General features: G+C 68.3%; 21 protein-coding genes. 8 read left to right on the top strand and 13 right to left on the bottom strand.

Annotated elements, in window-relative coordinates; genetic code table 11:
• Window positions 1-146 precede the first annotated feature (146 nt).
• Window positions 147-566, bottom strand: coding sequence for a hypothetical protein (locus ACFYO0_RS20005; protein WP_388677415.1), 420 nt, complete (start codon window positions 564-566; stop codon window positions 147-149).
• 227 nt (window positions 567-793) lie between these two features.
• Between ACFYO0_RS20005 and ACFYO0_RS20000 the strand changes: the two genes are divergently transcribed.
• A complete protein-coding gene (locus ACFYO0_RS20000; RefSeq protein WP_388677624.1) occupies window positions 794-1,384 on the top strand; it encodes an urease accessory protein UreD in 591 nt (196 codons plus the stop codon).
• A 510-nt stretch (window positions 1,385-1,894) separates the two neighbouring features.
• Here ACFYO0_RS20000 and ACFYO0_RS19995 read toward each other — a convergent pair.
• The gene (locus tag ACFYO0_RS19995) at window positions 1,895-2,575 is read right to left on the bottom strand and encodes a hypothetical protein (RefSeq protein WP_388677412.1); all 681 of its coding nucleotides are present in this window, start codon (window positions 2,573-2,575) and stop codon (window positions 1,895-1,897) included.
• A gap of 390 nt (window positions 2,576-2,965) precedes the next feature.
• Between ACFYO0_RS19995 and ACFYO0_RS19990 the strand changes: the two genes are divergently transcribed.
• Entirely contained in the window at window positions 2,966-3,361 is a 396-nt protein-coding gene (locus ACFYO0_RS19990; protein WP_388677409.1) for a transposase, read from the top strand.
• 19 nt (window positions 3,362-3,380) lie between these two features.
• On the opposite strand, the gene ACFYO0_RS19985 is transcribed toward ACFYO0_RS19990, so the two are convergent.
• Genes ACFYO0_RS19985 through ACFYO0_RS19970 form a run of 4 tightly spaced genes read right to left on the bottom strand, consistent with a single transcriptional unit; the run spans window position 3,381 to window position 6,822 of the window.
• Complete coding sequence (locus ACFYO0_RS19985; protein WP_388677406.1) at window positions 3,381-3,776, bottom strand: universal stress protein; 396 nt, start codon at window positions 3,774-3,776, stop codon at window positions 3,381-3,383.
• A complete protein-coding gene (locus ACFYO0_RS19980; RefSeq protein ID WP_388677403.1) occupies window positions 3,773-5,269 on the bottom strand; it encodes a tripartite tricarboxylate transporter permease in 1,497 nt (498 codons plus the stop codon). Before ACFYO0_RS19980 ends, ACFYO0_RS19985 begins: the two co-directional genes overlap by 4 nt.
• A 45-nt stretch (window positions 5,270-5,314) precedes the next feature.
• A complete protein-coding gene (locus ACFYO0_RS19975; protein WP_388677401.1) occupies window positions 5,315-5,809 on the bottom strand; it encodes a tripartite tricarboxylate transporter TctB family protein in 495 nt (164 codons plus the stop codon).
• A 5-nt stretch (window positions 5,810-5,814) separates the two neighbouring features.
• Window positions 5,815-6,822 (bottom strand): tripartite tricarboxylate transporter substrate binding protein, encoded by a 1,008-nt coding sequence (locus ACFYO0_RS19970; protein WP_388677398.1) that lies wholly within the window; start codon window positions 6,820-6,822, stop codon window positions 5,815-5,817.
• A gap of 126 nt (window positions 6,823-6,948) precedes the next feature.
• Here ACFYO0_RS19970 and ACFYO0_RS19965 point away from each other — a divergent pair, with 126 nt between their 5' ends.
• Genes ACFYO0_RS19965 through ACFYO0_RS19955 form a run of 3 tightly spaced genes read left to right on the top strand, consistent with a single transcriptional unit; the run spans window position 6,949 to window position 9,038 of the window.
• On the top strand, window positions 6,949-7,914 hold the full coding sequence (locus tag ACFYO0_RS19965; RefSeq protein WP_388677396.1) for a LysR family transcriptional regulator: 966 nt from the start codon (window positions 6,949-6,951) through the stop codon (window positions 7,912-7,914).
• Between the two features lie 42 nt (window positions 7,915-7,956).
• Window positions 7,957-8,880: a 5-dehydro-4-deoxyglucarate dehydratase gene (gene kdgD, locus ACFYO0_RS19960; protein WP_388677393.1), complete on the top strand. Its 924-nt coding sequence runs from the start codon at window positions 7,957-7,959 to the stop codon at window positions 8,878-8,880.
• The gene (locus ACFYO0_RS19955; RefSeq protein WP_388677390.1) at window positions 8,877-9,038 is read left to right on the top strand and encodes a hypothetical protein; all 162 of its coding nucleotides are present in this window, start codon (window positions 8,877-8,879) and stop codon (window positions 9,036-9,038) included. The genes kdgD and ACFYO0_RS19955 overlap by 4 nt, the downstream gene beginning before the upstream one ends.
• A gap of 351 nt (window positions 9,039-9,389) precedes the next feature.
• On the opposite strand, the gene ACFYO0_RS19950 is transcribed toward ACFYO0_RS19955, so the two are convergent.
• The 3 genes from ACFYO0_RS19950 to ACFYO0_RS19940 all read right to left on the bottom strand — a co-directional run bounded on the left by ACFYO0_RS19950 (window position 9,390) and on the right by ACFYO0_RS19940 (window position 11,648).
• On the bottom strand, window positions 9,390-9,662 hold the full coding sequence (locus ACFYO0_RS19950) for a transposase (protein WP_388677387.1): 273 nt from the start codon (window positions 9,660-9,662) through the stop codon (window positions 9,390-9,392).
• A gap of 74 nt (window positions 9,663-9,736) precedes the next feature.
• On the bottom strand, window positions 9,737-10,234 hold the full coding sequence (locus ACFYO0_RS19945) for a flavin reductase family protein (protein WP_388677385.1): 498 nt from the start codon (window positions 10,232-10,234) through the stop codon (window positions 9,737-9,739).
• 241 nt (window positions 10,235-10,475) lie between these two features.
• Window positions 10,476-11,648 (bottom strand): acyl-CoA dehydrogenase family protein, encoded by a 1,173-nt coding sequence (locus ACFYO0_RS19940; protein ID WP_388677382.1) that lies wholly within the window; start codon window positions 11,646-11,648, stop codon window positions 10,476-10,478.
• A 185-nt stretch (window positions 11,649-11,833) separates the two neighbouring features.
• Between ACFYO0_RS19940 and ACFYO0_RS19935 the strand changes: the two genes are divergently transcribed.
• The gene (locus ACFYO0_RS19935) at window positions 11,834-12,733 is read left to right on the top strand and encodes a LysR substrate-binding domain-containing protein (RefSeq protein WP_388677379.1); all 900 of its coding nucleotides are present in this window, start codon (window positions 11,834-11,836) and stop codon (window positions 12,731-12,733) included.
• A 120-nt stretch (window positions 12,734-12,853) separates the two neighbouring features.
• On the opposite strand, the gene ACFYO0_RS19930 is transcribed toward ACFYO0_RS19935, so the two are convergent.
• The 3 genes from ACFYO0_RS19930 to ACFYO0_RS19920 form a co-directional block, all read right to left on the bottom strand.
• Window positions 12,854-13,384: a cupin domain-containing protein gene (locus tag ACFYO0_RS19930; protein WP_388677377.1), complete on the bottom strand. Its 531-nt coding sequence runs from the start codon at window positions 13,382-13,384 to the stop codon at window positions 12,854-12,856.
• 69 nt (window positions 13,385-13,453) lie between these two features.
• Window positions 13,454-14,518 carry a phosphotransferase family protein gene (locus ACFYO0_RS19925; protein ID WP_388677374.1) on the bottom strand — a complete coding sequence of 355 codons (1,065 nt, stop codon included), beginning with the start codon at window positions 14,516-14,518 and terminating at the stop codon, window positions 13,454-13,456.
• Window positions 14,515-15,519: a C-terminal binding protein gene (locus ACFYO0_RS19920; RefSeq protein ID WP_388677371.1), complete on the bottom strand. Its 1,005-nt coding sequence runs from the start codon at window positions 15,517-15,519 to the stop codon at window positions 14,515-14,517. The genes ACFYO0_RS19925 and ACFYO0_RS19920 overlap by 4 nt, the downstream gene beginning before the upstream one ends.
• Window positions 15,520-16,265: 746 nt before the next feature.
• On the opposite strand from ACFYO0_RS19920, the gene ACFYO0_RS19915 reads away from it, so the two are divergent.
• Window positions 16,266-17,534, top strand: coding sequence for an MFS transporter (locus ACFYO0_RS19915; protein ID WP_388677369.1), 1,269 nt, complete (start codon window positions 16,266-16,268; stop codon window positions 17,532-17,534).
• A 181-nt stretch (window positions 17,535-17,715) separates the two neighbouring features.
• Here the strand turns inward: ACFYO0_RS19915 and ACFYO0_RS19910 are convergent, their stop codons facing one another.
• On the bottom strand, window positions 17,716-18,540 hold the full coding sequence (locus tag ACFYO0_RS19910) for a fumarylacetoacetate hydrolase family protein (RefSeq protein WP_388677366.1): 825 nt from the start codon (window positions 18,538-18,540) through the stop codon (window positions 17,716-17,718).
• A 139-nt stretch (window positions 18,541-18,679) separates the two neighbouring features.
• Here ACFYO0_RS19910 and ACFYO0_RS19905 point away from each other — a divergent pair, with 139 nt between their 5' ends.
• Window positions 18,680-19,711, top strand: a complete 1,032-nt coding sequence (locus tag ACFYO0_RS19905) for a LacI family DNA-binding transcriptional regulator (protein WP_388677363.1) — start codon at window positions 18,680-18,682, stop codon at window positions 19,709-19,711.
• The last annotated feature ends 73 nt before the right edge of the window (window positions 19,712-19,784 follow it).

Genomic DNA, 19,784 nt, shown 5'->3' with positions numbered 1-19,784 from the left:
ACTTGCAGCTCGACTCGCCGACACCGATCCGTTCACCGCGCTGTGCGGCTCACCCATCGCCGACCGCACCGAAGTCGTTGCTTATGAGCGTGTCTCATTCCCCTGACGGTCCTCTCGCAGGTGCCACCGCAGTCTGTTGTAGCCGGTCATGTCGGATATCCAGGGTCCGCTTCGTCATCCAGCGCTCCGCACGTCGTCGGATTCCCGACGCTTCTTGGAGGCGGTTCTTCGGCGGACTCCTCCATGACCGGGGGGAGATTGCGCCGGTAGAAGCGCCGGTACGCGCGTACGGTGGGCCCGTCCGCCGCTGACCAGAGGTCCTTGGTCACCGGGCGCATCCAGCGCAGGATCTCGAAGTCGGCGTGGTGATTGCGCCTGACCAGGCGCCACAGGATCGCCGCCCAGAGACGGTTGGCCGGCCAGAGCAGCCAGTCAGGTCCGAGTTTGCGGACGATCAGGCTCCACATCCCGATCGTGACACCGGGCCGCACGGGACTCACAGCGGCGACGAAGGCCACCCGGGGCGGCTTGCCGTCCGACTGCGGGCCCGGCTGTGGAGTGGCCACCGCGGTTGTCGGGCTTCCCCCAACCGGCGGCCAGGAGCCCGCCGGACACTTCCACGGCGTACGTGCCACGGCCCGGATCCGCGCGGCGCACAACGGACGCGTCACCACCCTCCCGCAGTTGCGCAGCGACGGCCCCTTCCCCCTGCGGCGCATGCGCACCCACGGCAACGCCGCCACGGTGGGGATCATCGGCGCAATGAGCGCCCCCCCTCGGTGGCGACCGGCTCATCCTCGACATCACCGCCGAGGACCGGGCCGAGCTGGAGGTCACCACGGCCGCCGCCACGCTCGCCCTGCGCGGCCCCACCACCGACGCGGCCACCTACGACGTGCGCCTCACGGCCGGAGAACACGCCCGTCTGCGCTGGCTGCCGCAGCCCCTCATCAGCGCCGCCGGCAGCAACCTGCGGCAGACGTACACCGTCGAACTCGCCGCCACCTCACGGTTCGTACTGCGAGAAGAGCCACTCCTGGGCCGGGCCGACGAGGAACCAGGCCACCTCGTCAGCCGGATCCTGGTCCACCGCGCCGGGCGACCGCTACTCGACCAACACAATGCGTACGGAGCCCCACAACCCGGCTGGGACGGCCCGGCCGTCCTGCACGGGCACCGCGCCGTGGGCCAGCTCCTGGTCGTGGACCCACGCCTCGACCACCGACAAGACCCCGTACTGCTCGGCGAAGGCACCAAGGACGGGTGCGCCGTCCTCGCACCGCTGGCAGGCGGCCCGGCACTGCTCGCCACCGCCATCGCACCAACCACCTCAACGCTGCGGGAACTGCTCGACGAGGCCCACGCACACGCCCTCGCCCGCTAGCGCGGATGGGCTGCCGAGCCGACGGGCGACGGGCCCCCAGCGTCCAACCAGTCGCTACTGAGGGTCGAGATGAGCGGCTGCGCCGGATCGTCGATCACGGCGGCGGACGTAAATGCTGCTGTTCGGACCGAAGATGCCCAGGCCGAGCCAGGCCGGTCATCATGCCTTCCCGCTCGGCGAGGCTCGCTCTGATCGGGGTCGAGACCAGTATCCGAGGTGTGCCATCGCTGGCAAGCACAAACAGCGGGCTGGCAGTTGCTGCGCGAGCCCGGGTAGGGATGCCGATCAACTGATCGTGCCCGTCACCAGGGACACCGACAAAGACGCCGTCTCGACGACGGCCGAACGAATCGAGCGGTGTCCCGTCGACCGGGAAACTGCTTACGGAGGGATGGCCAACGAACGCAATCGCCTGTCCGCACGTGTGACCTGGGCGGCGGCGGCCGCACTTGAACTGGGCGAGGCATCGCCCCGCCCTGAGCCGGGGGCGGGCCTGGCACGCCCCTGACGTCAGGATGCGGTGAACGCGGAACCAGTCATGTCTCGTTCGAGGCTCGCGCCCTGGAAGCCGTAGGTACCGATGTTCGCGACCTTGATGAGGACGCAGAAGCGATCGATCGAGTCGAGGGCATCGGCCACTTGACGGTGGTTCCTTTTGAGGAAGTGGATCGCGGCTTGGTTCGCCAGGGAGCTCTGGCCGCAGACCAGCACGACCGGGCGAGTCGCCTGTGGCGGCGTGAACTTGGCCACCAGTGCGTACTCCACCTCGTTCTTCCGAAAGAGGTAGCGCCGGCCGCCGACGACGAACGCAACCGACTCGGGACTCTGACCGTACGGCAGGATGCGGACACCGGGCAGATGAGCCGCAAGGTGGCCGCCCGCACGGAGGTTGGCCTCGCCGAGCGGACCGCCGATACAGAACTCCGTGCGGTCGTCGTTGCTGCCACGGAAATCGTCGCTGGACTCGGTGGCGACGTCGCAGCCGAGCTGACCGGCCAGGGTCGCCACCTCGATCATGGCGCGGATCTCCTTGTGCGTCGCGACCCCTCGCGCGTTGTGCTTGTTGCCGATGACGATGAAACAGGTCTCGCCAGGAACAAGACCGAAGAAGTCCGCCTTGCGCCGCAGCACGCGGGCACGCTTGCCGCGCTCCCAGAGCCAGACGAACCCACCACCGATGAGACTGGTCACCAGACCGACCAGCACATTGACGACTACGGAAAAAATCGCCGCCCCCTCGCGCCCTCACCGCGCACAGCAACCAGTGCGCCTCGAACGCCGTTGATCCTCCACGACGGACCCGCCGGTGACAACCGGGCGAGGCCGGTGACGGCTGCGAGGCCAACCTCACCAAGGCTGCTCCCGGCTACGCCCCGGGACCAAGCTCAGAAGGCACTTTCGGGTTTCCGCCCCACGTCCGGCCTCATCCCAGCCGAAACGCCGAGGCCAGGGGCAGGCAATCGCCCCTCAAACCACTCGGTGGCGTCAGTGCCTGCACCTGCCTATGAGCTCGTAACACGATCTTGTTGAGGTGTCCTGGTCGGGCGTGACCGATGTGACGGTTCGGCCGTTCGGGAGGGTGTGAGTACCCGGCCGTGGATCGTGGATGACGACTTGTGGGCGCTGATCGGGCCGCTGCTGACGCCCTGGCCGGAGCGGGCGTCGGGGCCGCGACCGGTGGACGACCGGCTGTGTCTGCAGGGCATCCTGTACGTCCTTCACAACGACATAGCTTGGCAACTGCTGCCGCTGGAGCTCGGGTTCGGCTCCGGACAGACGTGCTGGCGGCGCCTGGAGCGGTGGCAGCAGGCCGGTGTCTTCGACCAACCGCACCGCATCCTGCTCGCCGAACTGAACGCGGCCGGCGAACGCCGCCTGTCGAAGGACTACGAGTACCTGCGCGTCTGCTCGGAGAACGCCATCTACCTCTCCATGGCCATGCTCCTCGTGCGCCGCCTCGCAAGATCAGCCCGTTGACAGGCTTTTCAGACGCCCTCTAGCGGCGGGCTTTCACTGCCAGTACAGGGCGTTCGGCTCCCAGCAGAATCTGCTGGGCGGTACTGCCGAGGAAGAGTTTCCCGATGGCGGTGCGTCTGCGCAGCCCGATGACGATGACCGAGGCGTTGATTTCTTCGGCGGTTTCGATGAGCAGGTCGGGGAGTTCGCCGCGGTGTGGGGTCGTTCGGAGGTCCATGGATACGCCTGCCTGTTGTGCCTGGGCTTGGAGCGTTTCGGTGTCATCTGGCGAGGGCAGTTCGGTGCTGACGAGGGCGCCGTCCCGGGGGCTGCTCAGGACGACGAGGGCCTCGCGTCGTCGTGCCGCTTCGTCCAGGGCGGCCGTGAACGCGGCGTTCCCTTCGGGGGTGGGCAGGTAGCCGACGAGGACGGTCATACCGGTTCCTTGCTGCGTTGGGGGTCGCTTCTGCGGTTGCGCCAGATCGCCCGGGCGGTCGGCACCAGCGCGACGGCGAGGAAGAGCGCGAACAGCGTTCCCGAGATCGGGCGGGTGAGGAAGCCTCCTGGGCTGCCTTCGAAGAGCAGCAGTGAGCGGCGGAGTGAGCTTTCCAGGAGTGATCCGAGGACGAAGGCGAGGACGAGTGGGCCGGGGTCGAATCCGAGTTTCTTCATGAGGTATCCGAGGACGCCGAAGAAGACCACGAGTCCGATGTCGAAGACGCTGTTGTTGACGGTGTAGGCGCCGATGAGAGTGATGAGGACGGTGATGGGGGCGAGGATGGTCGGGCGTATGCGCAGGATGCGTACGAACAGTCCTACGAGCGGGATGCTCATGATGAGCAGAAGGATGTTCCCGATGTACATCGAGTTCACCACGCCCCAGAACAGCTCGGGGTGCTCGGTGACGAGCTGGGGGCCGGGGGTGATGCCCTGGATCAGGAGGGCGCCGAAGATGACCGCCATGGTGGCGTTGGCGGGTATGCCGAGGGACAGCAGCGGGATGAACGAGGATGTGGCGGCGGCGTTGTTGGCGGTCTCGGGTGCGGCGACACCTTCGACGGCGCCGCGGCCGAAGCGCTCCGGGGTGCGTGATCGGCGTTTTTCCAGGGCATAGGCGGCGAGTGAGGCGAGGACCGCTCCGCCGCCGGGGAGAATGCCGAGGACGAAGCCGATGACACCGCCTCTGCCGATCGCTCCGGAGGACTGGCGCAGATCGGAGCGGCTGGGCCAGACGTTGGCGACCTTGGTGGGGGCGTGGGCCGCGCGATGGCGTTCTTCCAGGGTGTAGAGGATCTCACCCAGGCCGAAGAGACCCATGGCGATGGGGACGAAGTCCAGACCGTCTGCGAGTGACAGGCTGTCGAAGGTGAACCGTTCGGCGCTGGTGAAGCCGTCTCGGCCGACGGTGGCGAGCAGCAGGCCGAGGGCGGCGGCGATGAGGGCTTTGAGTATGCCGCCGTTGGAGACGGTGGCTACCAGCAGGATGCCGAGCAGCGCCAGCATCGTGTATTCGGGTGGGCCGAAGTCCAGGGCGAATTCGGCGACCATGGGGGCGACCACGCTGAGGGCGATGATGGCGAGGGTGCCGCCGACGAAGGAGCCGATGGCGGCGATGCCCAGGGCGGTGCCGGCCTTGCCTTGGCGGGCGAGGGCGTGGCCGTCGAAGACCGTGACGACGGAGGATGCTTCACCGGGTAGGCGCAGCAGTACGGAGGTGATGGTGCCGCCGTACTGGGCTCCGTAGAAGATGCCTGCCACCATGATGATCGCGGTGACGGCTTCGAGGCCCAGGGTGATCGGAAGCAGAATGGCTATGGTGGCGGCTGGTCCCAGACCGGGCAGGACACCAACCAGCATGCCGATGACGACACCGACAAGGCAGTACAACAGGTTGGTCGGCTCGAGGACGACGGCAAAGCCGTCGAGCATGGGGGACACCTCCAACGATCCTCCCAAACGTGTGGTGATGTGCGGTCAGAACAGGTGCGGGATGGTGACCTTCAGCGCGCCGACGAACAGGGCGTAGAACGCGCAGGTGGCGCCGAGGCTGACGACGATGGAGGTACGCCAGCTCTCCCGGCCCAGGATCCGTAGCCAGAAGAAGGCCAGGAGGGCTGTGGGGATCTCGAAGCCGATCACGCCGATGACCGCTACGTAGGCCACCATGGTCCCGACCGCCACGATCACCAGGAAGCTGGTGCGGGTGAACTGCTCGGCGTCGTCCATGCGTCGGGCAGCGGCGGCCAGGAGCACGCCGAGAATGATCAGTGTTGCGCTCACCAGGGCCGGCCAGGTGCCGGGCCCGGGTTTCGAGGGGCTGCCAATGCCCAGGTTCAATGCCCCGGCGAGCGCCGCGCCACCGAGAACCACGACGACTGTGGCCGTGACGAGGTTGGTCACCGTGCCCGCTGCCGGCGGCCGGGTGTCGTCGGAGGGTTCGTCGGCGGTCGACGGGTTCTCGGTGGACATGCTCCTCAGTTTCCGCTCATGTCGATCTGGTACTCGTCGGCGAGGGCACGGTATTTCTCCAGCGAACCGGTCCACTGCTTGAGCAGTTCGGCGCCCTCGACCTCGTTGGGTGTGAGCAGCCGCTGAGTGTTGAAGTCCTGGTACTTCTTGTCCTCGAAAGCCTTGCGGAACGCCGTCCGCAGCCGGTCGACAACCTCCCGGGGAGTGCCCTTCGGGGCGACGACGGCACGCGACTGCTGCACCGGGACGTCGTAGCCGGCCTCGACCGCGGTGGGGATGTCGGCCATGTACGTGGGCCGCTTCTCCGCGAAGGTGACGAGAGGGGTGATCTTCCCGGCCTTGATCTGGGCCTGGGCCTCACCGAGCTGGATCGAGGCGACGTCGACCTGACCGCCCAGGACGGCGGTGAGTGCGGGGGCTCCGCCGTCGAACGGCACGGCGGTCGCCTTCACCTTCGCCTGGGAGAACAGCAGCGCCTGGCTGAGGTGGCTGCCCGTGCCGACGCCGGTCGTACCGTACTTGATCGAGCGGCCGGCGTCGGCGATGTCCTTGACCGTCTTGAAACCGGACTTGGGGCCGGCGACCAGGACGTAGTCGTCCTGGGACAGGCCGGTGATGACTTCGTAGTTGTTGATGTCGACGGCTTCGTCGGCGGATACGGCCAAGGGCGTGATGTAGGCCAGCGAGCCCACGAAGAGCATGATGGTGTGGCCGTCGGCCTTGGCGCCGGCCAGTTCCTTGGCGGCGACGGCGCCGTTGGCGCCGGGCTTGTTGACCACCGTGATGGTCTCTTCGAGGTCGGCGCCGGCAGGTTCGGCGGCCGCGCGGGCGGTGAGGTCGGTGCTGCCGCCGGGGTCCTGCCCGACGAGCAGGGTGAGGGCCCTACCTGGGAACGAGGCTTCGTCCTTGGATCCCTCATCCCCGACGTTGCCACCGCAGCCGGGCAGCGCGATCACGGCGGCGAACACAGCGACCGCGGCTATGCGGCGGTGAAACCGAAGCCTGGTGTGCATGAGCGTCTCCCTCAAGCGAGTTGGGTGGAGATGTGATACAGATCTCGGTCCGCGGTGCCGCGCAGCCTATGACCGCCCGTCATGCCTGTCCAACTCCGTTAGCGCATGGGCTGATACCTTTCTTGCATGACGTATACCTTGGGGCAGTTGCGGGGATTCGTCGCTGTTGCCGAGGAACTTCACTTCGGCCGGGCGGCGGCACGGCTGCGCATGACCCAGCCGCCGCTGAGCCGTCAGATCCAGAAGCTCGAAGCGGCCGTTGACGTGCAGCTCCTCGAGCGGGACAAGCAGCATGTGGCTCTCACGCCGGCCGGTGAGGCGTTCCTGGTGGAGGCCAGGCGCATTCTGGCGATCGCCGAGGCCGCCCCGGACCTGGCCCGCCGCATCCACTCGGGTTCCCGTGGCGTGGTGCGGCTCGGCTTCACCGCCGCGTCGACCTTCGGCACGCTCGGCCGCATCCTCAACCGGCTGGAGCAGAGCCTGCCGGAGGTCCGCATCGAGCTGTTCGAGATGGTGACGCGCGAGCAGATCGACGCCCTCACCGGCGAGGACATCGACCTCGGGCTCGCCCGCCCGCCGTTCGACTCCGAACTCTTCGAATCGCGCCTGATCCAGCAGGAGGCGCTGGTGCTGGCGGTGACCGCCGGGCACCGGCTGGCCCGCCTGGACCGGCCCGCTCGCGCCGACGACCTGACCGGCGAACCGCTGATCGTCCACTCGCAGCGCAAGGCGCGGTACTTCTACGACCTGATGGTCAGCATGGTCCCGCTGGCCCAGGAACGGGTCGTGCACAGCGTGAGCCAGATCCTCACCATGCTGTGGCTGGTCTCCGCCGGGCGGGGAGTCGCCTTCGTGCCCGCCTCCGCCACCTTGCTGCGCATTCCCCATGTCGCGTTCATCCCGCTGGCCACGCATGTGCCGCGACCGGTGGAGCTGCATCTGCTGTGGCCGCGGCATTCACGCAATCCCGCCCTCGCGCAGGTGCTGGCCGCGCTTGAGGACCTGGCCCCGCGGGAGCACCCGAGCGGGCCGGTGGTTTCGCCCCGCGCCGGCGAGGAGACTGATACCGAAGCGGCATCGCACAATGCGTAAACACTCTTGGACAGGCATCAAGGCCGCTCCTACCGTGGCGGCGTGACGCTGACTCTCCCTGCTGAACTCGCCCGGCAATTGACCACCGGCCTGCTCTCCTTCCCGGTGACGCACTTCGATGACCAGGGCGCCTTCGACGAGATCAGGTATCGCGACCATCTCGCATGGCAAGCCGACTTCGACGTCGCCGGGCTGTTCGCCGCCGGCGGCACCGGCGAGGGCTTCTCGCTCACCTCGCAGGAGATCGACGAGGTCGTGCGCAGCGCCGTCCACGAGGTCGGATCCCGCGTGCCGGTCATCGCCCCGGCCACCGGCGGCACCGCCCAGGCGACCGCTCAAGCCAGCGCCGCGCAGCACGCCGGCGCGGCCGGCATCCTGCTGATGCCGCCCTACCTCACCGAGGCCAGCCAGGCCGGGCTCATCGCGCACATCAGCGCTGTCTGCCAGGTGACCGACCTCGGAGTCATCGTCTACAGCCGGGCCAACGCGGTGCTGGAGGACGACACAGTCGCCGAACTGGCGGAGCGCAACCCCAACCTCATCGGCCTGAAGGACGGCGTCGGCGACATCGAGCGCATGACCCGCACGTACGCCAAGGTCGGCGACCGCCTCATCTACATCGGCGGCCTGCCGACAGCCGAGACCTTCGCATTGCCCCTGCTGCAGCTGGGCGTGAACACCTACTCCTCGGCGATCTACAACTTCGTCCCCCATTTCGCCCTGCGGTTCTTCGGGGCGGTCCGAGCCCAGGACAAGGACTCCGTCTACGGGATGATCAACGACTTCATCATCCCCTACGTCGATATCCGCAACCGCGCCCGAGGCTACGCGGTCTCCATCGTCAAAGCCGGCCTCACCGCCGTCGGGCGCGACGGCGGGCGGGTCAGACCGCCGCTGACCGACCTGACCATCGAGGAGCGCGAGGAACTCGCCGCATTGATCGAGAAGATCAATCGGCCGTCATGAACGCGAAGACACCCACCGTCGCGCGCATCGAAGCGATACCCGTCGCCAGCCGCGACAGCATACTGCTCAACCTCAGCGGCGCCCACGGCCCGTTCTTCACCCGCACCGTCATCATCACCGACAGCGAAGGCCGCACCGGCGTCGGCGAAGTATCCTGAGGCGAGGCCATCCGCCGCGTGATCGACGCAGCTCGGGCAGCCCATCACCCACTACGCAAGCCTGCTGCGCACCATCGCCGATACGTATGCGGACCTCGACGCCGCCGGCCGCGGCCGGCAGACAGAGGGCGACGGGCGCGCTGCTGACACTCGGTCACCCAGTGAGTCCTCAATGGCGCATCCGAGCATTGAGTAACAGGTGGGGTGCCGCGTCCGCCGCAGATCAAGTGGTGTTTGCTGCCCGTCTTGCGCCGGTCGACCGGCCGACGGGCCGGTGTCGGCACCCCCTTTTCGTGCGGACATGGGAGCCGTCCACACCGGCCCGCGACCAGTCGAGTTCGCCCGCCGCGTTCAGCTCGGCAGCAGGACGCGGTGCAACTGATCGAAGATCCCTGGCTGCTGCCACCGCTCCAGGCGGCGCCAGCAGGTCTGTCCGGAGCCGAACCCCAGCTCCAGCGGCAGGAGTTGCCAGGCTATGTCGTTGTAGAGAACGCAGAGGATGCCCTGCAGACAGAGCCGATCTACCACCGGCCGCGGACCCGACGACCGCTCGGGCCAGCGCGGCAGCAGCGGTTCGATAAGCGCCCACAAGTCGTCGTCCACGATCCACGGCCGAGTACTCACAGCATCACGAACGGCCGAATCGCCAGACCAGTCACGCCCAACCAGGGCACCTCAACAAGATCGTGTTACGAGCTCTATGAGATGGCCAGGCGTCGGAACCGGCTGTTATGGAACACCAGGGGTTCTCGATCGGGTTCGGCCTTCAGACCGTGGATTTCGAGGAGCACGATCGTGTGGTCGCCTCCGGGAAGTTCGGCGTGCAGTGAACAGTTCAGCCAGAGACTGGCACCGTGGATGTACACGCCGCCGTCCTCGTCGGCGTCCCAGTCGACTCCCGCGAACCGGTCGCCCTCCTTGCCGGCCAACGTCCGGCAGATCGTGTCCTGTCCCTCGGCGAGCACGCTCACGCCCACACGGCCCCGCCGGCGCAACTTGGGCCATGTCGTGGAGGTGTCCTGCACACAGACCGATATCAGGGCAGGTGACAGGGAGACGGGGGTGAACGTGCTCGCGGCCATGCCCACCGGGGTGCCGGCGTCGAGTGCGCACACAGCGGTCACCCCGGATGGGAAGCAGCCGAAAGCCTGGCGCAGCAGTGCAGGGTTGGTCGGTGTCGCGTCGAGCGGGCTCATCGGGAGCCACCCTTCCGGTGTCGGCGTGTGAGGTGCGGCCGCGCAGCGGCGCGGATCGCGCGGCTGCGCGGGACGAGGATCAGTGGCGTCTGCATTGGCTTCCTCCGAGATGCGGAGAGGGATTCTGGCGGGACCTCCGCACGTGGAGCCGTACGGGCCGGGGCAGGTCGGCCCTGGCGGTTCACGACCACGCGCCACGCGATCACCAGGGCTTCCCAGGGGGTGTGGCCGCTGCCAGGCGTCAGTCCCGGCCCGACAGAACCGCGCCGAACTGCCGCATCGCGCCGGTGTTGCCGACCACGTGCTGGGAGACGCAGCGGACATCGCGCCAGCGGCGCTGCAGGGGACTGGTGCTGTAGAGGCCCGCACTGCCCGAGAGGGTCATGATCTCGTTGAGTATCCGGATGCCTTCATGGTGGATGTGCTGGGTGCCGCCCTTGTAGCCGAACCACTCGGCCGGGGTGGGTGCCTCTCCCGCGAGGGCACGGTCCATGACGATGCGTCCGGTCTGCTCCGACAAGGCCCCCAGGGCCGCGGCTCGCAGCTGCAGCTCGGCGAACTTCTCCTGGAACACCGGGTCCTCACCGAGCAGGGCCCTCGGGCTGAACGCCGGCCGCTTGGTGGCGGCGAGTTCGGCCAGATCATCGAGTGCACCGTCAAGGGCGCCGAGAATGACCGCGTCGTGCGAGGCCCCGGTGGGTGAATAGGGCAGGTGGAACAGAGGCGCCGGGATGTGGTTGTCGCCGAACATCGGCCCCGTGTGGTGCTCGGGCACGAAGACGTCGTCCATCGTGAAGTCGGTGCTCTGCGTGGCACGCAGGCCGACCGCGTCCCAGGTGTCGAGGAACGTGACCTGCTCCGGCCGGAACATCGCGACCCGCATGTCCGGGCGGCCGTCCGGCAGCGGAGGCGCGCCTTCGACCAGAAAACCTCCGAGCATCCAATCCGGGGTGAACGGGCCGCTCGCCAGCGGCCAGCGGCCACTGATCCGGTAACCGCCCTCCACCGGCGTCGCCAGCCCCTTCGGAGCCACCGCTCCACGGAGCATCAGGTCGGCACCGCCCCCGAAGACCTCCTTCTCGAGCGTCTCCCGTGGCAGCGATCGTACGAAGAACCACGCCATCGAAGCGGCCTGGACGGTCCAGCCGGTCGATCCGTCCGCTCGGGCGATCTCCCGCACCACCCGGGCACCCTCCAGCAGCCCGAGCTGCTCGCCGCCCCACGCCCGCGGCAGGGCCATCCGGAACACTCCGGCCTCGCGCAGTGCGGCGACGATCTCCGCCGGTACGGCCTGGGCGTTCTCGCCCTCGGCGGAGCGGGCCGCGATCCCGGGAAGGAGAGCACGGACGCGGTCGAGCATGCTGTCGCCGGCTGCTCGGTCCTGGGATTGAGTGGGGTCAAGAAGCGTGGTCATGAAGGGTCTCCTAGCTGAACGTGCGGGGGCCTGCTCGTTTTATCGAGCCCTTTTCAACACCTGATGACTAAGGCTTAGGATGACACCCGAGTTACAGCCAGGAAAACCAGAAATTTCCTATAAGGCTTATCGATGGTTCCCATAGCAGCAGGAGAGAAATGGCAGCCAATTTTTCCCTCCGTCAATTGGAATACTTCGTCGCGGTGGCGGACACGGGCTCGATGAGCGCGGCGGCGGTTCGGTGCCATGCCTCCCAGGCGAGCATCTCCACGGCGATCGCCGACCTGGAGCGCCGTCTCGGCGTCCAGTTGGTGATACGACGCCGGGCGAAGGGTGTCACTCTCACCGAGGCCGGCAGCCGGATCCTCGGACGCGCCCAGGCCATGTTGGCCGATGCCGAGGAGATCACGGCCAGCGCCCAGGCCGAGGAAGGCCGACTGGCCGGCCGACTGACGATCGGCTGCTATTCGGCCCTGACACCTTTTCTGATCCCGCTTCTGGTGGACGGGTTCACCCGACTTCACCCGGCGGTCAACCTGGAACTGATTGAGGGTCAGCAGGACGAAATGCGACAAGCCCTGCTCCAGGGCTCGTGCGACGTGACTTTGCTGTACGCGTTCGGTGATGAGGGCGGCCTTTCCTGTACGACGCTCCGCGCCAGCCGCCCGTACGTAATCCTGCCTGTCGGCCACTCGATGGCGGTGCGCAAGTCGGTCTCACTCGCCGAACTGGCGGACGAGCCACTGATCATCTACGCCGAGCCGCCCGCCCAGCAGAACGCCGACCACTGGTTCTCCCTCGCCGGAGCACGGCCGAACATCCGGTACCGGACCTCGAGCATCGAGGCGGTTCGCAGCATGGTGGCCCGCGGGCTCGGCTTCGCCACGTTGATCCAGTCCTGGCCGACCAGTACCAGCATCGAAGGACTCCCCCTGGCGTCAGTGCCCATCAGCGACCCACTGGACGAAGTCGAGCTCGTGATCGCGCATGCGGCACACGTCGCGCCCACGCACCGCGCCCGCGCCTTCCTCCAATACGCCAAGGAGACGCTCGCCGGCCCGGACGCACCACGGTCAACGGGCTGACTGGCGTGGGACGTTCATCGATGCCCGTCCACCACAGGGCGTCCACCCCAGGGCGTCCACTTCCCGTTGGTCTCTGACCTCCCCGGCAGGAAGTGGCGCCTGACGTCCACTCCAGCCCTGTCAGCCGTCGCGTTCCGCGCCGACGAGGACAAAGGCCATCGTGACCGGTTGGTCGCTGCGGTTGCGCCAGCCGTGGCGGGTGCCGTTCTGGATCACGATGTCCCCTGCCGAGAGGTGGGTGCACCGGCCGTCGTCGAGTTCGAGGACGATCTCGCCCTGCAGCACAATGCCGTAGTCCACGGTCGACGTCGTGTGCATGCCGTCGGGCTCCATGAGGTCCGCGATGCCGGGCGAGTCGGCCCGCTGCTCGCGGTCGAAGGCGACGGGGTCGAACGCCGGGTCGGCCATCGCGGTCTCCGGCGGGAAGGTCAGAACGATGAATCGCGTGCCGCCGGGCGCCGGAAGCAGGCTGGTGACCTTCGCCGTGGGGTCCTCCCCGGTCCGACTGACCCGCTCGCCGGGTTCGGTGGCCCACGGCAGGCGGGACACCCAGCCCGGCAGACTGGTGAACTCCCGGCTGCGTGGGACGGGGCCGTCGCTGACGACGACCGACCTGCCGTTCTCGTCATGGCCGGTGACGACTCTGCGCATGCGTGCCTCTCTCCTCGGTCAGGTCCGTCGAAATCCGCCAGGTCTGCCGGATCCGTCGAGTCGGTCGGGTCAGCCGGCCCTGGCGCTGCCGGACTCGGTCGGCGCATCGAGCGCGGTCGCCCAGGCGTCCAGGAGGTCCGCCGTCGTGAGGGCGGGCGCCCGCAGCAGGGCCGATGCCACCGTGCGTACGAACAACCGGTGCCGGTCGTCCGTGAGGTACTCCACCGGGGACTTGCCGTCCACGCGCGCGAGCAGCAGCGCCGGCAGCAGCGACGCGGCCCGCGCCTCCAGCGCCGGCCGGGGCTCCCAGTCGACGCACCGGACGTACTCCTCGGCCAGCACGCGGGCGGAGCGCAGGAGATCGGCTCGGCGCGCGGGCACCACCAGGCTCTTGAGGAGCAGATGGTTGACGCAGAAGGCGAGGTCGAAGGCCGGGTCTCCGTACCAGGCGCACTCGGCGTCCAGCAGCACGGGCCCCGATGGGCCGACGAGGATGTTCTTCGGGCTGACGTCACCGTGCACCAGGGCCAGGTGCGTCGTGGCCGTGCGTTCGGCGAGGTCTTGGAGCATGTCGCTCAGACCGGGGTGCGCGGCAGCGGTGGCCAGCAGGTACGGCTCGATGCGCAGGGCGTGGAAGTTGTCGTCGGTGGCGAACTCCGCGGCGAAGGCTGCGTCACCCGCGCTCGCCGCGTGCAGGGTACCGAGCAGCTCTCCGACGGCCGCCGCGGTCGCCACTCGCACCTCGCCGCGCAGCAGTCGGGCCTTCCACATCGGGTAGTGCTCGGGGGGCAGGAACGCCATCGCGAAGAGGCCGGCTTCGGGGTCGTGGGCCAGCAGCTCGGGCACGCTGTCCGGGCGGTGCCGGGACGCGAACCGCATCCACGCCCATTCGTAGGCATTGCGCGACACCGGTGCCTGCCAGTCGGCGGCGACCTTCAGTTTGGCCAGGGCGCGCTTGACGCAGAGGGAGCGTCCCGGCAGGTCCACCCGCCACAGGTCGGACGAGACTCCGCCGGCCAGGGGCGTCCAGCGCGCGGCTTCGCCGGGCCCGGCGAGCTTGTGGGCGGTCAGGAAGTCGGCCAGCGCTGTGTCGGGCACGGGGCCCGGGTTCACCTGCGCGGAGATCGAGTTCACGGCCGGTCACCCGATCCCGTGGTCAGACCGAGGGGGCGGTTGCAGGCGTGAGCCGGTGCCTCGCCCGCCAGGATCCGTACGACCTCCTCGGCAGCGCGGCGGCGCAGTTCCGTGACCGAGGCGTCGGAGGAGAAGGCGATGTGCGGGGTGAGGAGAGTCCCCGGCTGCTCCAGCAGCGCGGCGGGGACGTGCGGTTCGGTCTCCAGCACGTCGAAGGCGGCTCCGTCCAGCTGCCCGCCGGCCAGCGCCTTGACGACCGCGTCGGTGTCCACAAGGCCGCCCCGGCTGACGTTGACCAGTAGGCCGCCCGGTGGCATCAACGCCAACTGCTCGGCGCCGATGACATGGCGCGTGCCGGGCGTGAGCGGCAGGTGGAGGATCACCACGTCGCTTCGGCGCAGCAGCTCCTCCAGGTCCACCACCTCCACACCGGGGGCGTCCTTCGGCGGGTACGGGTCGTGGGCCAGGATCCGGCAGCCGAACGCGCCGAGCTTGCGGACGGTGGCGCGGCCGATGCGCCCGTATCCGACGACGCCGCAGGTCAGCGTCGACAGTCGGCGCAGCCGGGCGCCGGCGGGGTTCCAACGGCCCGCGCGGACCTCCCGGTCGGACACGGCCAGGCCCCGCGTCCACGCCAGCACCATGCCGACGGCGTGGTCGGAGACCTCCTCGACGCAGTAGTCCGGCACGTTGGTGACCCACACACCGCGCTCGGTGGCGGTGTCCACGGCGATGTTGTCGAGGCCGACCCCGAGCCTGGCCACGATCCGAAGATCCGGCGAGGTGCCGATCGCGGTGGCTGAAACGGGGGCCCAGCAAGTCAGGATCCCGGCGGGTCGGTGCTCGGTCACCAGCTCCTCGATCGCCTCGGCGGAGGCAGGATCTGCCGGGCCGGTCACCAGGGTGTGGCCCGCCTTCTCGATGACCGATCGCTCGACGGAGTCGTCGGGCCAGGCGTAGTCCGTGAGCAGTACGGTTGCCGGGCGGCTCGGTGGTTTCATCACAGTCGTCCTCGCAGAATCTGCGGCCGCAGCGGACGGCCGGGCATCGCGCCCGGTCCCATCCGATGAGCGGGTCTGATCGCCACCCGGAAGGGCGGCCGTCGGCTTGTCCGTGCGTGCCGTCGGCCGCCATGGGTGGAGTGGAGGGGGTCGCTGGGCTCAGGTCGGGGTGTCGCGGGCACTCACCGACTTGTGGTCGGTGCGGGCGCCGCGGTACGCCCCAGGGAACGGGTCACGAGATGCGGGGGCACGTCGAATCACTTTGTCACAGCCACGTGGTGCTAACGATAGCACTCACGGTCTTCGACACGTCAAGAGTGCAGCGCACACCCGATCTCCGGCCCGTCCGCGGGAGGGTCCGTTCGGAGCCGAGGAACCCGGTCACCACGGGAAAACGAGGAACGACGAAGAAATACGGTGCCCGCGTCTTGACGCGCCAGAGATTTCCCCTTCATGGTTTCTGCCAGCGCCGCCCGTGTGACCGATAAGTGCCCGCACGGGGTCCGGCTGTCGAAGACGCCATAGCCACGGACGTCCCCGACGGGCGACATACGGCTGAATTCCGCATGCGGTGTCCGACCGCGCGGCAGCCCGTCGCCCTCATTCCGCCAGTCGGCGACAGTATCGCCGTCGCCGAATCGAGTCCGTGTCCAGCTCGCTCACCGCTTGTCCATCGCCCGTACGGCCCCGTACGGGCGATGGATCCGCCGCGGCCCGCCGCGGTCCATTCCTCCTCAGGAGCCGCTATGACTCACGCAGCGCAAGTCGAAACCAATGCGGTGCCCGCCGACGAAACACAGAAAAGCAACCGGCCGCCCATTTCCCGCCGCATGATCGGTGTGGGTTTCCTGCTGGTGGTCCTCTCGTACATGGTCAACGCGATGGACCGTCAGGTCTTCCCGCCCCTGCTGCCCAGCATCCGTGAGGAGTACGGGTTCTCGCTGGAGCAGGGCGGGCTGCTGGCGACGAACTTCACCCTCGGCATGGCCCTCGCCGGCCTCCCAGCGGGCTATCTCCTGGACCGCTTCCGCCGCAAGACCGTACTGCTGGTCAGCATCGTGATCTACTCCCTGGGCACGATGGCCACGCCGCTGGCGACCGGTTTCGCCGACATGACGGCGTACCGGGTCGTCTCCGGCTTCGGGGAGGGCATGCAGTCGGCCGCCATCTTCGCGGCGATGGGCGCCTTCTTCACCCACCGGCGCGGCCTCGCCTTCGGCGTCATCGGCATGGGCTACTCCGTCGGCGTGTTCATCGCCCCGCTCATCGGCGTCCACCTCATGAACCTGCACGGCACCTGGCACTCGCCCTTCTACCTGTTCGGCGCGGCCGGGCTGCTGATCGCCGCCGTCTCCCTGTTCCTCGTGAAAACCGGCCTGACCGAGCACTCCGTCGAGAAGGTCGTCTCGACCAGGACCTACGAGTACATGCCGGCCTCCGCCTACAACCGCAACTCCATCGCACTGGCCGTCCACGCGGTCATCAGCGGTGTGGCCATCTACGGGTTCCTCGGCCTCTACCCGACCTTCCTCATCACCTCGCTGCACTACAGCGCCGGGCAGGCCGCACTGGCCATGAGCTTCCTCGGTTTCGGCGGCATGCTGGCCGTTCTCGGCGGCTGGCTCGGTGACCGCGTCAACCAGCGCAACCTGCTGATCCTGAGCCTGCTGGCCGTCTCCACCATCAGCGTGTGCATCTACGAGACGCAGGCCGGAGTCGGCATACAGTGCGTGTTCGCCTTCGTCATGGGCGCCTTCGGCCTGGGCGTCATCTATCCCAACACCAACAGCGCGATGCAGCGGGCTGTCCGTCCCGGGCAGATCGGCCGTGCCTCCGGTCTCTTCGTGACCAGCTACTACGGACCGGCGGCGTTCTCGGGCTTGCTCTTCGCCGCCCTGGTGGAGTCCTTCGGCTGGAGCCAGGCCGGGTTGCTGCAGGTCACGGTCCTGCCGCTGGCAGGCGTCGTCGCCCTGGCCTTCGTCCGCACCTCGCAGTTCAACAACGCGGTCCGCTAGCGGATCGGTCTGCCAACCAGGCATCTGCCACCGTGCTGCACCGGGCCCCGGCCCGGTGCAGCACGGTGGCATTCCACCGGCAGAACGCAGAACCGGGGCACGCCGCCGACACCCCACAGGGCCTGCCCACCGCTCGGCGGTGGGCAGGCCCTGTGGGGTGTCGCCCGGTGAACGTCCGGACTCAGGGGCTCTCGGCCACGACCGGGTTGCGCAGGACGCCGATGCCCTCGATCTCCACCTCGACCTCGTCTCCGGGGCCGATCGGCCCGACACCGGCAGGCGTACCGGTCATGATCACGTCTCCGGGCAGCAGCGTCAGGTAGCGGCTGAGGTAGCTGACGATGTCGGGAACGGCGAGCAGCAGGTCGGCCGTGCTCGCCGACTGCAGGACGGTGCCGTTCACACGGGTCGTCAGCGCCAGCGCGGACGGGTCGAGCTCAGTCGCGATGACCGGTCCGAGGGGAGCGAAAGTGTCCTGCCCCTTGCCGATCAGCAGGGTTCCGAATTTGCTTTCCTTGCGCTGGACGATGCGGTCGCTGACGTCATTGCCGCACGTATAGCCGAGGATGTACTCGTGGGCCTCGGAAGGCTTCACATGGCGGGCTTCCTTTCCGATGACGACGACCAACTCGCCTTCGAAATGGACTAGTTCACCATCTGCCGGATAGATGATGGCGTCATCCGGCCCTATCACCGCGGTACTCGGCTTCATGAAGCACACGGGAACTTCCGGAACCTCGCGGTCGGTCTCGTCGATGTGCGAGGCGTAGTTGTAGGCGAACCCGAAGATACGGGGCCGCTCGAGCGGCGGGAGAATGGCTACGTCGCCGACTTCGTCGACATGCCCCGTAGGAGACAGACCTGTGAAGGGATCACCCTCGAGTCTCGCGATCCTGGCATCACCGGCTTGGAATTCTCCGTAGTGACGCACGCCGCCGACGGCATACCTGACAATCCGCACGGAAACCTCCGCAACTAGGCAGCCGCGGGCGGCTGCACGGCCCATCCAGCAGTGCTAACGTTAGCATAAAGGTAATGACCAACCCCGCGACGCCGCCTTTCCGACCACAGAGCGCGACGGAAATGCTATCGTTGGCATACGGAAAGTAACGGCACGGGACCAGTCACTCGAGGGGGCCCCTTACGTGATCACGACCAGGGACATCGCCGAACGCCTGGGGGTCTCCGTCTCGACGGTCGGCCGGGCACTCGCCGACGATCCCCGTATCAGCGAGGAGACCAAGTTCCGGGTCCGCAAGGCCGCTTCCGAGATGGGGTACGTCGGCAACCGCGCGGCGCGGATGATGCGAGGAGCGTCGAGCAACGTGGTCGGGCTGGTGATCCCGGACATCCGCAACAGCTTCTACTCGACCATCGCGCACGAAATGTCCAAGAACATGGAGGCCGAGGGCTTCCAGCTGATGCTCTCCGAGACCGACGACGACCGGATGGTGGAGCTGCGCCATCTGCGGGAGCTGTCCGCGAACCGCGTGGCGGGCGTCATCATCGTGCCCACCGCGCGCCCGCACGGCGACTCCGTCAAACTCCTGCGCACGGTGCCGCACCTGCAACTGCTGCGCCGCCACCCGGCGCTCGGCTCCCAGTGGTTCGGCGTGGACGACCATGAGGCGCTGCGCCAGGGCACCGCCCACCTGGTGGCTCAGGGCCACACCCGCATCGCGTACGTGGGCGGCCCCACGGAGCTGCCCACGGGCGCGGAGCGGCTGCGCGGCTTCCGCAGCGCCCTGAGCGAAGGCGGCCTGCCGGACGATGCCGGGTACACGGAGCTGGGACCCCCGGCGTCCGTGGACCACGGCAGCCAGACGGTGCGCCGGCTGCTGAAGGGCCCGGGCGCGCCCACCGCGCTCGTACTGGGATCGATCCAGCTCACCCTGGGGGTCCTGGAGGAGTTGGCCAAGCAGGGCGTGAAGGTGCCAGGGGAACTGTCCGTGGTCGGCTTCGGGGATGAGCCGGGGTTTTCCTGGTGGGGTCCCGGACTCACCACGATCGGGCTGCCGATCCAGGAGATGGCCACCGGCTGCGCGCTGTGGCTGATGCGCCGGCTCAAGACCAAGCCGGGCAACGACGGCCCGTACACGTCGGTCTCCCCCGGATCGCTCATCCTGCGCGGCAGCACGGCACCCCCAGACGGAAGGGCTCCGTCCAGGTCCGGCTGAGCCAGGGCGGCCTCGTCCACAGACACGAAGGCGCCCGGAGCGATGGGCTCCGGGCGCCTTCGTGTTTTTCGGC

The organism is Streptomyces sp. NPDC006365 (assembly GCF_042870755.1).
Classification (GTDB): domain Bacteria; phylum Actinomycetota; class Actinomycetes; order Streptomycetales; family Streptomycetaceae; genus Streptomyces; species Streptomyces xiangluensis.
This window is presented reverse-complemented; position numbering and strand designations above follow the sequence as displayed.